This is a genomic window from Variovorax stachyos, assembly GCF_051400855.1.
GTDB lineage: Bacteria > Pseudomonadota > Gammaproteobacteria > Burkholderiales > Burkholderiaceae_C > Variovorax.
Window position 1 is genome coordinate 1 of record NZ_JBLFFN010000014.1, and the last position, 15,127, is coordinate 15,127.

The 15,127-nt window shown below is 70.9% G+C and carries 12 protein-coding genes; 7 read left to right on the plus strand and 5 right to left on the minus strand.

All coding sequences use genetic code 11. The features are described from left to right. The 4 genes from ACMGEZ_RS21760 to phnD form a co-directional block, all read right to left on the minus strand. The coding region (locus ACMGEZ_RS21760; protein ID WP_436824480.1) for an ESPR-type extended signal peptide-containing protein at positions 1-116 on the minus strand (116 nt) is incomplete at its 3' end. Positions 117-132: 16 nt separating this feature from the next. After that, positions 133-1,824 (minus strand): ShlB/FhaC/HecB family hemolysin secretion/activation protein, encoded by a 1,692-nt coding sequence (locus ACMGEZ_RS21765; protein ID WP_436824357.1) that lies wholly within the window; start codon positions 1,822-1,824, stop codon positions 133-135. 268 nt (positions 1,825-2,092) lie between these two features. Further along, complete coding sequence (locus ACMGEZ_RS21770; protein ID WP_436824358.1) at positions 2,093-3,154, minus strand: phosphate/phosphite/phosphonate ABC transporter substrate-binding protein; 1,062 nt, start codon at positions 3,152-3,154, stop codon at positions 2,093-2,095. Then, positions 3,114-4,136, minus strand: coding sequence for a phosphate/phosphite/phosphonate ABC transporter substrate-binding protein (gene phnD / locus ACMGEZ_RS21775; RefSeq protein WP_436824481.1), 1,023 nt, complete (start codon positions 4,134-4,136; stop codon positions 3,114-3,116). Before phnD ends, ACMGEZ_RS21770 begins: the two co-directional genes overlap by 41 nt. Positions 4,137-4,372: 236 nt before the next feature. Between phnD and ACMGEZ_RS21780 the strand changes: the two genes are divergently transcribed. The 6 genes from ACMGEZ_RS21780 to ACMGEZ_RS21805 all read left to right on the plus strand — a co-directional run bounded on the left by ACMGEZ_RS21780 (position 4,373) and on the right by ACMGEZ_RS21805 (position 12,948). After that, a complete protein-coding gene (locus ACMGEZ_RS21780) occupies positions 4,373-6,277 on the plus strand; it encodes an ATP-binding response regulator (protein WP_436824359.1) in 1,905 nt (634 codons plus the stop codon). A gap of 134 nt (positions 6,278-6,411) precedes the next feature. Continuing rightward, entirely contained in the window at positions 6,412-7,419 is a 1,008-nt protein-coding gene (locus ACMGEZ_RS21785) for an ABC transporter substrate-binding protein (protein WP_436824360.1), read from the plus strand. After that, on the plus strand, positions 7,416-9,410 hold the full coding sequence (locus tag ACMGEZ_RS21790) for an ATP-binding response regulator (RefSeq protein WP_436824361.1): 1,995 nt from the start codon (positions 7,416-7,418) through the stop codon (positions 9,408-9,410). The genes ACMGEZ_RS21785 and ACMGEZ_RS21790 overlap by 4 nt, the downstream gene beginning before the upstream one ends. A gap of 79 nt (positions 9,411-9,489) precedes the next feature. Then, on the plus strand, positions 9,490-10,449 hold the full coding sequence (locus ACMGEZ_RS21795; RefSeq protein ID WP_436824362.1) for a LysR family transcriptional regulator: 960 nt from the start codon (positions 9,490-9,492) through the stop codon (positions 10,447-10,449). Continuing rightward, positions 10,446-10,904 (plus strand): DUF2214 family protein, encoded by a 459-nt coding sequence (locus ACMGEZ_RS21800; RefSeq protein WP_436824363.1) that lies wholly within the window; start codon positions 10,446-10,448, stop codon positions 10,902-10,904. Before ACMGEZ_RS21795 ends, ACMGEZ_RS21800 begins: the two co-directional genes overlap by 4 nt. A gap of 4 nt (positions 10,905-10,908) precedes the next feature. Continuing rightward, a complete protein-coding gene (locus ACMGEZ_RS21805) occupies positions 10,909-12,948 on the plus strand; it encodes a spermidine synthase (protein ID WP_436824364.1) in 2,040 nt (679 codons plus the stop codon). Between the two features lie 54 nt (positions 12,949-13,002). On the opposite strand, the gene ACMGEZ_RS21810 is transcribed toward ACMGEZ_RS21805, so the two are convergent. Next, positions 13,003-13,299 carry a PsiF family protein gene (locus ACMGEZ_RS21810; RefSeq protein WP_436824365.1) on the minus strand — a complete coding sequence of 99 codons (297 nt, stop codon included), beginning with the start codon at positions 13,297-13,299 and terminating at the stop codon, positions 13,003-13,005. Positions 13,300-13,425: 126 nt separating this feature from the next. Between ACMGEZ_RS21810 and argS the strand changes: the two genes are divergently transcribed. Further along, complete coding sequence (gene argS / locus ACMGEZ_RS21815) at positions 13,426-15,117, plus strand: arginine--tRNA ligase (RefSeq protein WP_436824366.1); 1,692 nt, start codon at positions 13,426-13,428, stop codon at positions 15,115-15,117. Positions 15,118-15,127: the final 10 nt, after the last annotated feature.

A 15,127-nucleotide genomic window follows, 5' to 3' on the forward strand; every position in this document is an offset into this window, starting at 1 on the left:
GCCAGCACGGCCGACGTCGCCCCGGTGGCCTTGCCCGCGCTCCTGGCCGTCTCCTGCACCACCATGCGCATGCCGCGTGCGGCGTTGAAGACGACCCTGTGAAGGTGCTTGTTCATGTTCTTCCTTCTGCCGTCAGAAGCTGTAGTTCAGGTTGAATCCCGCCGTGGTGCCGGCCGTGCGGAAGCCTTCGGGCTTGGCGATGGGCGCGCCGACGAAGAAGTCGTAGTTCAGCCCCTTCCATGCGCCGCGCAGCCCGATCACGCCTCCGCTCAGGTGGCGCGTCTCCAGCTGCCGGGCGGAGGGGCCTCCGACCTGCCCGTGATCGATGCCGAGGTAGAGCTCTGCGCCGCTCGCGCCGAGCGCCCAGCCGATGTCGTTGCGCAGCAGCCAGCCACGATCGCCCATCAGGCTCGACTCGCCGTCGAAGCCGCGCACGGTGTAGCGCCCGCCGATCGAGAAGCGGTCCTGCGGTGTGAGCGCGCTGCGGCTCCACTGCGCGCGCCACAGGCCGGAATAGCGCAGCTTCTGCGCGCCGAGCGCGAAGGGCGCGTTCAGGCCGAGCTCGGCGGTGACGATCCGGAAGCGCGAGGTGCCATCCCCGTGTTGCTCTTCCGGCGCATGCAGTGCACCGAAGGCGCCGGTGCCGCGCCGCCAGGCCAGGTTGGCATCGAGCGTGGCCGCGCCGATGAACTCGCGGTGCGCCAGGCCCAGCTCCCAGCCCGCGGTGGCGCGCCGCTGCACCGGGATCTCGACGTCCTCCACGAAGTTGTGCGCGCTGCGACGGAAGCCGCGCAGGGCGAGCGTGGTCTTGCGGCGCTGGTCGCGATAGACCAGGCGCGAAAGCTTGAGCTCCGCGTTGGCCGACTCGCCCGCGTAGACATACGCCTGGTCCGCGCCGTGCACGGTCTGGTGGTACTTGCCCTGCGAGGCCGTGGCGCTCGCCAGCCAGTAGCCCCATGGCACCGAGTAGTGCACGGTCTGGCCGCTGGTGCCCTGCCCCCGGTGGTTGAAGGCGTCGTGGTTGAGGCTGAGGTAGAACAGGTCGTTGAGTCCCAGCGGGTTGTCCCAGGCGACAGTGGCGCCTGCCTGCGTCTTGCCGGTGGCCTTGGTGCCGCCGTCGTCGAGGCTCAGCGTGGTGCGCAGCGGAAAGCGCTGCGCGTACTTGACGACCAGGTCGCTGTCGCCGGGGCGTGCGCCGGCGGCCGTCGAAGGCTCGATCTGGATATCGGCCTCGGCGGTGGGCGCGCGCTTGAGGTTCTCCAGGCCCTGTTCGATGTCGCGCAGGTCGACCAGGTCGCCGGCACGCGCGGGAATGGCGGCGGCAAGGCTGGTGCGCCCCTCGCTTCCGTCGGCGAACCGGATGCGGGCGATGCGGCCGGGGATCAGCGTCAATGCCAGCGTGCCCCCGCCCAGTTCCTGCGGCGGGACGAGCACGCGGGTGGTGACGTAGCCACGCGCGACCACGGCCTGCTGCAGCCGCGCCATCACGATGTCGATGCCCTCGGGGCCGAGGCAGCGGCCGCGCGGATCGTCGCTGCCGTCCTCGCCGGCGGCCGCGGCCAGCGCCCACTGGAAGTCCTCGGCGCGCTCGCCGGCCAGCACGATGTGCTCGATGCGAAAGCACGGTGCCTCGTCCTTCGGCAGCCGGCGAGCCTCGGGCCGTGCGTCGGTCTGCAGGCGGGTGTCGACGGTGCGCTCCTGCTGCCGGCGCAAGGCCCGCTCGCGCTCCTGCTGGCGCTGCTCCTCGACGAAGGGATTGGGCGCCGCGGGCAGCGGTGCCGTCTGGGCATGTGCCAGCGTAGCCAGCGCGACAGGCAATGCCATCACCCATGTCTTGCGCTTCATCCCATGGGCGCGCGCGCGCTTCCGGGCCGCGGACCCGAAGCCTCCCCTGACATTCACCACGACGATCCTTCTTGGTTTTTGAACGGGCTGGATTCTGGTGTGCACCTCCGCAGATATCGGCAGCCGCGTCAGAAAACTTTAGATTTCGGTGATCAAATGCGCGGCCGAGCGACGCGGCTCGTGGCTGCGTGAAATCTTTCGTGGTAGTTGAGCTGCTGCGCGAACGAAGGCGCGCAGCCGCGGCCGCTCAGGGCGCGGCGCCACGCAGCGCCGCGACCTGCTGCGCGTAGCTGCGCTCGATGCGCTCGAGGCGGGCCTCGCGCGCCGCCCGGCTGACCCATTTCGCGTTGAGCGCTTGCTGCCGGGCGAGCCGATAGTCCAGGGCCGCCGTCGACAGCAGCGCACTGTTGTCCTGAGCGAGGTACCCCAGGGGCGCGTGCAATTGCTTCAGCACGTCGCGCTCGGCATCGCCGCGCGGACCGCGGGCCTGGCCGTAGCCGGCGAGGAAATCCTGCAGCTGCTTCTGCAGCGCCGACGGCTGGTCGCGCCGCACCACGAACAGCGCCGGCGGCGTCGGGCCGGATTCCCAGATCACCTGCAGCCGCGCCGCCTCGACCGGGAACTGCAGCTTGAAGCGCTCGAAGTCGGTGGTGTTGTTGGTGGCCACGTCGGCATCGCCGTTGGCCACCGCCAGGGCGGTGCCCTGGTGGGTGTCGACCAGCTCGCTCCGGAAGCGCTCCATGGCGATGCCGTGCGGGAGGAAGAGCTCCTGCTGCGGCACGATGAAGCCCGAGATCGAGTGGCTGTCGCCGTGCGCCAGGCGCCATCGCTCGGGCGAGTCGAGCAGCTCCTTCAACGTGCGGGGCGGGGCGGCCTTGCGGGTGAGCAGCACGGCACGATGCGCGGACACGCCGGGGTTCCGCTTCACCTGCGCCACGACGTTCATCCGCTGCGTCGAGACGGCGTCGAGTGCCAGCTTCGCAGACAGGAGGGCGAAGTCCACCTCGCCGCGCCGGATCGCCTGGTCAAGCGATTCGTAGGAGCTCACGGACAGCACGCTCACCGGCCGGCCAAGCGCGCGGCCCAGGTCCCTCAGCAGCGGCGTCCAGCTCTCGCGCGACTCGACGGCACCGCCGACCGGCAGCACGCCGAAGCGCAGGGGAGCAGCCGCCTCGGCGCGCACGCGCTGTGCAAAGGATGGGGCCACAGGCAGGGCGAGCAGCACCACCGCGCCCAATGCCAAAAAGGGCCGCCGCCGCACGCCGGCTTCAGGGTGCCCTGCCGCGCAAGGCCGCCAATTGATCGGCATAGCCGCTCTCGATGCGCTGCAGCCGCGCCTGCCGCGCGGCCTCGTTGACCCACTGCGAGGTCATGGCGCTCTGGCGCGCCAGCTGATAGGCCAGCTTGGCGGCCGGCAGCAGCGAGGTGTTGTCGGCCGGCAGGAAGCCCGCAAGGTCGTGCAGCGACTTGAGCACGGCGCGCTCGGCATCGCCGCGCGGGCCCTTGCTGCGTGCGTAGTCGACCAGGAAGGCCTGCACCTTCTTCTGGAACTCGGGGCTGTAGTCGCGCCGCACCACGATCTGCGCATGCGGGATCAGCTCCGATTCCCAGATCACGTGGAGGCGCTCGGCCTCGACCGGGAACTGGAGCTTGAAGCGCTCGAAGTCGGCGGTGTTGTTGGTCGCCACGTCGGCTTCGCCGTTGGCGACGGCGAGCGCTGTGGCCTGGTGCGTGCCGACCACCTCGCTCGCGAAGCGGGTCTCCATCACGATGTTGTTGGGCAGGAAGAGCTGCAGCTGCGGCACGATGAAGCCCGAGACCGACCGGCTCTCGCCACGGGCCAGGCGCCAGCGCTCGGGCTCGGCCAGCAGGCCCTTGAGCGTGCTGCGCGGCCCGGTCTTGCGCGTGAGCAGCAGGGCACGGTAGCCCGGCAGGCCGTCGTGCCGCGTGACCTGGGCGACCACGTTCATGCGGCGCTGGGACACGGCGTCGAGCGCCATCTTTCCTGAAAGGAAGGCCATGTCGACCTGGTCGCGCTGGATGGCCTGCTCGAGCGCCTCGTAGGAGTTGACCGAGAGCATGCTCACCGGCCGGCCGATGGCGCGGCTCAGGTCCGCCAGCAGCGGCTCCCAGTCGTTGCGCGACTCGAAGGCGCCGCCCAGCGGCAGGATGCCGAAGCGCAACGCGGCATCGTCGGCCGCGGCAGCGGTCTGCATCGGGGCCGCGAAGCCCAGGCCCATCAAGGCGGCGAGCACGCAGCGCCATGCAAGCGCCGACAGGCACCGTGCCATCATGCGCACACGCTCGGCCAAGCCGAAGGCGAAGGTACTCCAGTGGGCGGCATGGACAGGGGCCTGCATCTTCTTGGGGAACACGTTGGGCTCGGGGCTCCGGCAACAGGCTGGTCAAAGCTGTTCTCTCGGGAACACAATTAGAAACCAACTTTGGCAGATTCCGTGACATTTTCCTCCGGACATGTACTTCAGTCGAAGCCCCGGCGCCACGCCGGCGCGCGGCTGATCCAGCGATGAGCTGGCCCTTCCGCGCCCTGCGCCTGCTGGTGCGCCTGACGCTGGCCCAGCAGCTGGTGCTGCTGGCGCTGCTGCCCGCCACCGTGGCCACGCTGGGCGCCATCGCGGTGCTGACGCGCCAGCACCTCACGAGCGTGACCGAGCTGATGCGCGCCAACGCGCAGACGGTGGCGCTGCAGGTGGCCACCGTGGCCCAGTCGCAGCTGCAGCGCATGGACCGCCGCGCGCTGCAGCGCACCGCACAGTCCGGCAGCTACCAGCCGCACGTGCAGCAGGTGCAGATCTGGTCGGATGACGGCGAGATCCTGGCCAACTCCGAGACGCTGGACCGCGACCGCGGCGAGGGCCTGCAGGTGGTGGCACCGATCGTGGCGGACGACGGCCGGCACGCCGGCAAGGTGATGGTGGAGATCAGCCTCGACGCGGTGGAGCGGGCGAAGCGGTCGGTCTGGTTCAACGTGGTGCTGGTGCTGGCGGCCAGCCTCGTGGGCGTGGGGCTGGCCGGCTGGTGGGCGGCGCGCCGCATCAGCGCACCGATCCGGGCGCTCGGCGAGGCGGTGGACCGGCTGGGCGCCGGCGAGGCAGTGCAGGTGGCTGTCGAGGGCACGGCGGAGGTGCGGCGGCTGCAGCACGGCTTCAACGAGGCGGCCGCCGCGCTGTCGGAAAGCCGCGCCCTGCTCGAGAGCCGCATCGCCAAGGCCACCGCCGAGCTGGCCAGCAAGAACCAGCAGCTCGAAGTGGCGAGCCAGGCCAAGACGCGGCTGCTCGCCGCTGCCAGCCACGACCTGCGCCAGCCGCTGCATGCGCTCACGCTGTTCTCCGACGGCCTGGCCAACGGCGAGACCGACCCGGTTCGCCTGCAGCGCATCGGCCACATCCGCGAATGCGTGGACTCGCTGGACCGGCTGTTCTCGGGGCTGCTCAATCTTTCGCAGCTCGATGCCGGCGTGCTGCAGCCGCAGTGGGCGGATTTCGCGCTGGACCAGCTGTTCGACGAGATCAGCCGCAACTTCCGGCCGGTGGCCGAGCAGCAGAACCTGCGGCTGGTGGTGCGCAAGACCGAGCTGTGGGTGCGCAGCGACTACGTGATGCTCTCGCGCATCCTCAACAACCTGGTGTCGAACTCGCTGCGCCACACCACCGAGGGCGGCGTGCTGGTCGGCGCGCGGCGGCGCGGGCGCAGCGTGCGCATCGACGTGGTGGACACGGGCATCGGCATCGCGGAGCACCACCAGTCGCGGGTCTTCGAGGAGTTCTACCAGGTCGAGCCGCAGCCGCGCCAGGGCCGCGACGCCCGCGGCATGGGCCTGGGCCTGGCCACCGTGCAGCGGTTGGCGTCGCTGCTGAACACGCAGGTCGAGCTGAGCTCGAAGCCGCACAAGGGCACCTGCGTGCGCGTCCTGGTGCGCGCCGCCGAGGCCGCGCTGCCGGCGCCCGGCGCAGTGCCGGGGGCGGCCGCCGTCGACGAAGAGCCCAGCCTGCGCGGGGTGCGCGCGCTGGTGATCGACGACGAGCGCAGCATTCTCGAGGGGCTGCAGGTGGTGCTCAGCCACTGGGGCGCGGAGGTGATGACCGCGCAGACGCGCAGCGAGGCGCTGGCCTTCGCCGACACCTGGGATCGCCCGCCCGACCTGGTGGTGAGCGACCTGCTGCTGCAGGGCGGCGACAACGGCCTGGACGTGCTGGCCGCGCTGGAGCGCCATCCGCGCGGCATCGGCGCGTCGACCGCGCGCCTGCTGGTGACCGGCGAGACCAAGCCCGACCGGCTGCGCGAAGTCGCCAGCGCTGGCGTGGCCGTGCTCTACAAGCCGGTGTCGCCCAAGCTGCTGCGGCAGGCCATCGGCGCGCAGCTGGCGGCGGTGCGTCAGACAACGATTGAAGAGATACGAAATAAGGCATAGGCCGAGAGGCCGCGAACTCCTCGCGTCGGTAGGCGCAATGCGCCCTCGCACGGGCCGACATAAGCCCTCTGCCTTATCGCGCTGAAAGAGCCGGCTTCGTACATTGGCTGCATCACCCACAGCCGGTGCAGTTCATGTTCGTGAATCCTTCCTCTTGGCTCCTTCGGGGGCTGCGCGCCATCGCGGGCGCGGCCTGCGCGGCCCTGCTCGCTGCCGGCGCGCACGCAGCCGGGCTGACGGTGCTGCTGGCCGACGACAACGCGGCCCACGCGGAATTCGTGCGCCTGCTGCGCGAATCGCAGGACGCGAGCAGCCGCTTCGAGCTGGTGCGCCTGCCCGCCGACGGCACGGCGGCGGACCGCGTCGCGGCCGGCGGCGAGGACCGCGCGAACGCGGGCGTGCGCACCCGCAGCCTGCGCCCCCATCCGCCGGTCGATCTGCCCGTCACCATGGCGGTCGGCGTCGCGGCGGCGCGCAACGCGATAGAGCGGCCGGGCCACGACCCGCTGGTGCTCGCGATGCTGAGCCGGCTCGACTACGAGAGCCTCAAGGGCAACCCCGCACTCAAGCGCGGCGACCGCCAGGTCGGCGTGCTGCTGCGCGAGCCGGCGATGGCCGATCAGCTCGCGCTCATCGACGCCGTGCTGCCGCAGAAGCGCCGGCTCGGCGTGGTGGCGACTGCCGAGTCGGAGCCGATCGTGCGCGAGCTGCAGCGTGCCGCCCAGGGTTGGGACCTGCAGGTCGAATACGCGCCGGATGCCAAATCGCTGGCATCGGTGCTGCGCACGCTGGTGTCGCGCAGCGATGCGCTGATGGTGCTGCCCGACCTGATCGGCGACAGCCAGCCCGCCACGCTCTCGGTGCTGCGTGCCGGTGCCACGGCCGGCCTGCCGGTGTTCGGCACCAGCGACGGCCTGGTGCGTTCCGGCGGGCTCGCGGCCGCGGTCTCCACGCCCGGGCAGCTCGCCCAGCAGGCGCGCGCGCTTGGGCAAAAGCTGGCCATGGGGCCGGTTGCAGGCGGCTTGCTGGTGGAGGCGGCGACGCCCTCCACGGTGCGCGTCAACGCGACCGTCGCACGCGGCCTGGGCCTGCGCCTGCCCGAGGAGCGCGAGCTGAACGAGCGGGTGACCGCCACTCGATGATTTCCTCGAGCCCGCCTCTGGCCGTGCCCGCTGACGCACGCCCCGCCGAACCCGCCGCCGATGCCCGGGCGGTGGAGGTCGGCGGCAGCCTGCAGCGCGACCTGTTCCGGCTCGGCGTGGTGCCCTGCGCGGCAGTGGCCCTGGCGCTCACCGCCTGGTTCACCCACAGCCGTCTCGACACGCTGGAAGTTGCCTTCGATGCCGAGGGCCAGGCGGTGGCGCGCCAGGTCGCCGCAATGTCCGACCTGAGCCTCTATGCCGGCGACCTGCCCGCGCTGCAGAACGTGGCGAACGCGGCGCTGCGCGGCGGCCAGGTGACGCGGGTGGAAATCAGCAACAGCTCCGGCATCTACGTGACGGCCGGCTCCAAGGCCGCGCCCATGGGTCAGCTGCGCATGTTCACCGCGCCGGTGACGCTGCGCGAAGCCTCGAAGGCCAGCGCCTTCGCGCCCGAGGGGGCGACCGCCGCCGGCGAGCAGCCCATCGGCCTGGTGCAGGCCTTCCGCGACACCACGGCCTACGCGCACGAGCGCACGCGCTCGCTGATGGCGGGCATCGGCATCGCGATGATTGCGCTGATCGCCGCCTGGGCCTGGGTGCGTCACACGGCGCGGTCCGTCGCGCAGCCGCTGCGCCGCATCTCGCGCACCGTGGCCGCCCTCGAGGCCGGCCGGTTCGACGCGCGATGCAACGTGGTCGCTCGCGAGGGCAATGCGGCGCAGGCGGACGGCGACAAGCGCGGCCGCCGCGCGCAGCACGAGCTCGCCGGCCTGGCGCACGACATCAATCGCCTGGCCGAGCGCCTGCAGCGCAACCGGCAGCAAAGCGAGGAACAGGTGCGCGAGGCCACCGCCGTCGCGCTGCAGCGCATGGCCGAGGCCGAGCAGGCCGCGCTCTCGCGCGCCCGCTTCCTGGCCGCGGCCAGCCACGACCTGCGCCAGCCGCTGCATGCGATGGGCCTGTTCATCGATGGCCTGCTCCCCACCGCCAGCCCGACGCAGCGCCCCGCGGTGCTGCGGCTGCAGGAAGGCGCCGAGTTCATGGGCGTGCTGCTCGACGACCTGCTCGAGATCTCCCGCCTGGATGCGCAGGTACTGACGCCGGCCATCGGCAACGTCTCGCTGGCGATGCTGTTCGACCAGCTCGGCGCCCAGCATGCGGCGCGCGCCGCAGCCTCGCAGGTGCGGCTGGTGTGGCGGGACCGCGGCCTCGCGGTGCGCTCCGACCCGGCACTGCTGCTGCGCATTCTCGGCAACCTGGTCGGCAATGCGATCACCCACAGCGGCATCGAAGGCACGGTGCTGGTGGCGGCGCGGCGCCGCGGCGGCCGGGTGCGCATCGAGGTGCGCGACAACGGCGTTGGCATCGCGCCGATCCACCAGGCGCGCATCTTCGAGGAGTTCTACCAGGTCGCGAACACCGAGCGCGACCGGCGCCAGGGCTTCGGTCTCGGCCTGGCCATCTGCGCCCGCGTCGCCGCACTGCTGGGCACGCGGATCGGGCTGCGCTCGGCGCTGCAGGCCGGCAGCACCTTCTCGCTGGAGCTGCCCGGTGCCGATCCGCGCGACGTGCCGCCGCCGGCGCCGGAGCCGGTGGCCAGCTCTCCGCTGGCCGGGCTGCGCTGCCTGGTGGTGGACGACGACCCCGCCATCCTCGATGCGACCCGCGCGCTGCTCACGCAATGGGACTGCGAGGTGGAGTGCATGGTCAGCGGCAGCGAGGCGATGCGCCGGCTGGCCGAACCCTCGACGCGCTTCGACGTGCTGCTGTGCGACCTGCAGCTGGCCGACGCCGAGGACGGCATGGAAGTGATCGAGGCCGCACGCCGCCTGCAGCCCCACGCGCTGGCCGTGCTGGTCTCGGGCGCAACCGGGCCCGAGGTGCTGCAGCGCCTGCGCCAGGGCGGCGTCACGCTGCTCACCAAGCCGGTGGCGCCGGCCAAGCTCAGGGCGCTGTTGTCGACACGGCGCGCCGGGCGCGTGTCTTCCTGAATTGCGCGCGACCGCGCGCACGCGCACCACTTCGCCCGAGCGACGCCCGCACGCGCGCCGCTCCGGATAATCCCGGCCGATGGACCGCCTGAAGCAGCTCGAATCCTTCGTCGCGATTGCCGCCCGCGGCAGCCTCACGGCCGCCGCCAAGGCCGAGGGCGTCGCGCCCGCGATCATGGGCCGGCGCCTCGATGCGCTGGAGGAGCGGCTGGGCGTCAAGCTGCTGTTGCGCACGACGCGCCGCATCACGCTCACGCACGAGGGCAGTGCCTTCCTGGAGGACTGCCAGCGCCTGCTGGTCGAGCTTGCCAATGCCGAAGCCAGCGTGAGCGCAGGTGGCGTCAAGGCGAGCGGCCACCTGCGGGTGACGGCGCCCGCGGGCTTCGGCCGGCGCCATGTGGCCCCGCTGGTGCCGCGCTTTCACGCGCTGCATCCGGAGGTCACGATCTCGCTCAATCTCAGCGACCGCGTGATCGACGTGGCCGGCGAGAACTTCGACTGCGCGGTGCGCGTGGGCGACCTGCCCGACTCCTCGCTGGTCAGCCTGCGGCTGGCGGACAACCGCCGCCGCTGCGTGGCCACGCCGGAGTTCATCCGCCGGCACGGCGCGCCTCGGCATCCGGACGAGCTGGCGCGCTTCGCCTGCCTGACGTTGTCCAGCGACGCCTCGCAAACCCGCGGCTGGGCCTTTCGCGTGCCGACGGAGGCAGGCGAACACGAGGTCGTCTACCTGAAGCCAAGCGGTCCGCTGGACTGCTCCGACGGCCAGGTGCTGCACGACTGGTGCCTGGCCGGCCACGGCATCGCCTGGCGCAGCACCTGGGAGGTGGAAGCCGAGATCGACGCCGGCTTGCTGGTGCCCCTGCTCGACGAGTTCGCCGCGCCGCCCAACGGCATCTATGCCGTGTTTCCCGAGCGCAAGCACCTGCCGCTGCGGGTGCGGCTGTGGCTGGACTTCCTGAAGGCCCAATATGCGCGGCCCGAGTTCTGGGGCGGCACAATCGCTGCGCCCGCGACTTCAACGGAAAGAACCCGATGACCCTCGAAGCGATCCTTGCGTACGTTCATTTCCTGGCCATCCTGACGATGGTGGTCTTCATCGCCAGCGAGGCCGCCCTGTGCCGCGTCGAGTGGCTCAACGCGGCGGCGGTCGAGCGCATCGCGCGGGTCGACATGGTGTACGGCATCGCGGCCATCGCCGTGCTCCTGACCGGCCTGGCGCGCACCTGGTGGGGCATCAAGGGCACGGCCTGGTACTGGACCAATCCGCTGCTGCACGTGAAGCTGGGGCTCTTCATCATCATCGGCGTGCTCTCGATCTTTCCCACGCTCACGTACTTCCGCTGGCGCAAGGCGGTGCGCGCCAGCGGCACGCTGCCCGATGCGGCCGAGATCAAGAAGACGCGCAAGCTGGTGATGATCCAGGCCCACGTGATCGCGCTGGTCCCGCTGGTGGCCGTGTTCCTGGCGCGCGGGTTCGGCGCGCGAGGGTAGCGACATGCAGCCGGCGGCGATCAAGGCGCTGTTCGCCGGCACCATCTTCATCGGCGCCTTCCTGCTGTTCCTGGTGCAGCCGCTGGTCGCCAAGCAGATCCTGCCCTGGTTCGGCGGCTCGGCGGCCGTGTGGTCGGTCTGCATGGTCTTCTTCCAGGTCGCGCTGCTGGCGGGCTACGCCTATGCCGACTGGATCTCCTGCAAACTGCAGCCGCGCACGCAGGCAAAGCTGCACGGCGCGCTGCTGCTGGCGAGCCTGGCCTTCATGCCGGTGCTGGCGGACGCGTCCTGGAAGCCCGGCGGCGGCGAGGAGCCGACGCTGCGCATCCTCGGCCTGCTGGTTGCGACGATCGGGCTGCCGTACTTCCTGCTGTCCACCACCGGGCCGCTGGTGCAGGCGTGGATCACGCGCACGCCCTGGGGCGCGCAGGTGTACCGCTACTTCTCGCTGTCCAACCTGGCTTCGCTGGCGGCGCTGCTCTGCTATCCGGTGCTGATCGAGCCGCACAGCACCGTGCGGCAGCAGGCCTGGGCTTGGTCGGCAGGTTATGGCGTGTTCGTGCTGCTGTGCGGGGCCACGGCCATCTACATCGCGGCGCGCTGGCCGGCGGCGATGCCGGCCGCGACGCAGGCTGGCGACGGTCCGGCCGTGGCGGGCGCCCCGGACACGAAGCCGCGTGTCATCGACCAGCTTCTATGGCTCCTGCTGCCGGCGCTCGGGTCCTGGCTGCTGCTGGCCGTGACCAACCACGTCACGCAGAACGTGGCGCCGGTGCCCTTCCTCTGGGTGCTGCCGCTGTCGGTGTACCTGCTGTCCTTCATCCTGAGCTTCGAGAGCGATCGCTGGTACCGCCGCGCCGTGGTGCTGCCGCTCACGGCGGCGATGCTGGCGCTGTGCGCCTACGGCCTGCAGGACAGCATCGGCTCGAGCCTGCGCACGGGGTTGCCGATCTACCTGGTCGGGCTGTTCCTGCTGTGCCTCTGCCTGCACGGCGAAACGGCACGCCTGCGGCCGGCATCGGCCTACCTGACGCGCTTCTACCTGATGCTCTCGCTGGGCGGTGCGGCCGGCGGCGCGCTGGTCGGGCTCGTGGCGCCGCATGTGCTGCCCACCTTCTACGAGCTGGGCATCGGGCTGGTGCTGTGCGCGCTCGCGGCGGCCCTGGTGTGGCGGCACCGGCGCACGGGGGTGCTGGCATCGCTGGCGATGGCCGCCTGCTGCGGCTGGTTCCTGGCCGAGGAGCTGCGCGACGACGCGCGCGCCAGGCGCATGGACCGCAACTTCTACGGCGCGATGAAGGTGGTCGACTCCGGCATCCTGCCCGACGACCGGGTGCGGCGCCTCTACCACGGCGCGACGCTGCACGGCGAGCAGTACCTGTCGCCCGCGAACCGCCGCTGGCCGGGCTCCTACTACAGCAGCAGCTCGGGCATCGGCCGTGCGATCGAGGCGGCGCCGGCCGGCCCGCGGCGGGTCGGGCTCATCGGGCTGGGCGCGGGCACGCTGGCCGCCTACGGCCGGCCGGGGGATGTCTACCGCATCTACGAGATCAACCCGCGCGTCTTCGAGCTGGCCGACACGGAGTTCAGCTACCTGCGCGACAGCGAGGCGCGCATCGAGCGCGTGCTCGGCGATGCCCGCCTGGCACTCGAGCGCGAAGCGCCGCAGGGCTTCGACGTGCTGGCCGTGGACGCCTTCTCGGCCGACTCGGTGCCGGCGCACCTGCTGACCGTGCAGGCCATGGACATCTACCTGCGCCACATGAAACCCGGCGGCGTGATCGCCTTCCACGTGTCCAACCGCTACCTCGATCTCGATGCCGTGGTGGCGAAGCTCGCGCAGGTGCGCGGCCTGCACACCGCGTTGATCGACGACGACCCGGCCGCGGTCGATGCCGAGCGCAGCATCTGGATGCTGGTGGCGAGCGACGCGCAGGCCCTTCAGCGCGAGCCGGTGCGCAGCGTCGCCACGCAAGCCGAGCCGGCCGCGGACCTGGCGCCGTGGACCGACGATTTCAACAACCTGTTCAGCGTTCTCAGGTAATGAAAAAGCCCCGACGGAGTGTCCGCGGGGCTGGATCGGGGAAGGCCGCGACGCTCAGGCCGCTGGCTTGGCCGAGAGGCATTCCTTCATGAAGGCCTTGCGCTCGTCGCCCTTGAGCGTCTTGGCCTTCGGGTCGGCGTTGCAGGTCTTCATCTTGTCCTGCTGCGTCACCGGCTTGGCCGAGAGGCAGGTCTTCATGAAGGCCTTGCGCTCGTCGCCTTTCTTGTCGGCGGCGTCCTTGTTGCAGGTGGCCATCTTGCTCTGCTGGGCCGTCGGGGCCTTGTCCTGCGCGTGCGCGGCGCCGATGGAAAGACAGGCGGCCATGGCCATCAGGGGGAGAAGCTTCTTCATGGTGTGATGTCCTCGGGGTGGGTTGTGAAGGCAGCCCCGGCCGGGGCCGCCCATGCTAACGGGCGCGCCTGACCGCCGGATGACCGCTGCCCCGGGGGCCCGGTTTGCCCCCGGTAAAATCCCGCGATGCTATTGGTCAAACAGGCGCTGCTCGAGGCGCTCGCGAACACGCTCGAATCCCTCTCCCCCGGCTCCGGCTCCAAGGCGGTCTTCGAATCGCCCAAGGTCGCGGCCCATGGCGACCTCGCCTGCACGGCCGCGATGCAGCTCGCCAAGCCGCTCGGGCGCAAGCCGCGCGAGCTCGCCGAGGACATCAGCGCCGCGCTGCGCGCCACGCCCGCCTTTCAGCAATGGGTCGATGCGGTCGAGATCGCCGGCCCTGGCTTCCTCAACATCCGCCTCAAGACCGTGGCCAAGCAGCAAGTGGTGCGCGAGGTGCTCGCCGCCGGCGAGGCCTTCGGCCGCGAGGCGGACAAAGGCGAGAGCGAACGCGTGCTGGTCGAGTTCGTCTCCGCCAATCCCACCGGCCCGCTGCACGTGGGCCACGGCCGCCAGGCTGCGCTGGGCGACGCCATCTGCAACCTGCTCGCCACGCAGGGTGCGCGGGTGTATCGCGAGTTCTATTACAACGACGCCGGCGTCCAGATCCAGACCCTGGCCACCAGCACCCAGCTGCGCGCCAAGGGCTTCAAGCCGGGCGATCCGCAATGGCCCGAGCAGGCCTACAACGGCGAGTACATCGCCGACATCGCCGAGGACTTCAAGGCCAAGAAGACAGTGCGCTCGGACGACCGCGAATACACCGCCAGCGGCGACGTGGAGGACATCGATTCGATCCGCCAGTTCGCCGTGGCCTACCTGCGCCACGAGCAGGACCTGGACCTCAAGGCCTTCCAGGTGCGCTTCGACAACTACTACCTGGAGTCCAGCCTCTACACCAGCGGCCGGGTCGAGGCCACGGTGAAGAAGCTCGTCGAGGCCGGCAAGACCTACGAGCAGGACGGCGCGCTGTGGCTGAAGTCGACCGACTACGGCGACGACAAGGACCGCGTGATGCGCAAGAGCGACGGCAGCTACACCTACTTCGTGCCGGACGTCGCCTATCACCTCGCCAAGTGGGAGCGCGGCTTCCACAAGGTGGTGAACATCCAGGGCACCGACCACCACGGCACGATCGCGCGCGTGCGCGCCGGCCTGCAGGCGGCCAGTGAATTCGACAAGCTCGGCATCCCGCCCGGCTACCCCGACTACGTGCTGCACACCATGGTGCGCGTGATGCGCGGCGGCGAGGAGGTCAAGATCAGCAAGCGCGCCGGCAGCTATGTCACGCTGCGCGACCTGATCGAGTGGACCAGCACCGACGCGGTGCGCTTCTTCCTGCTGAGCCGCAAGCCCGACACCGAGTACACCTTCGACATCGACCTTGCGCTGGCGCAGAACAACGACAACCCCGTCTACTACGTGCAGTACGCCCATGCGCGCATCTGCTCGGTGCTGGCGGCCTGGGGCGGGGACGCGTCCGCACTTGCGCAGGCGGAGCTTTCGCCGCTCGAGAGCCCGGCCGCGCAGTCGCTGCTGCTGATGCTGGCCAAGTACCCCAACATGCTGGCCGCCGCGGCCCAGGACTTCGCGCCGCACGACGTCACCTTCTACCTGCGCGAGCTGGCCGCGGCCTACCATAGCTACTACGATGCCGAGCGGATCCTGGTCGACGACGAGCCGGTCAAACTGGCCCGCCTGGCGCTGGTCGCCGCCACCGCGCAGGTGCTGCACAATGGCCTCGCGATTCTCGGCGTGAGCGCGCCGCGCAAGATGTGATTGCTACCCT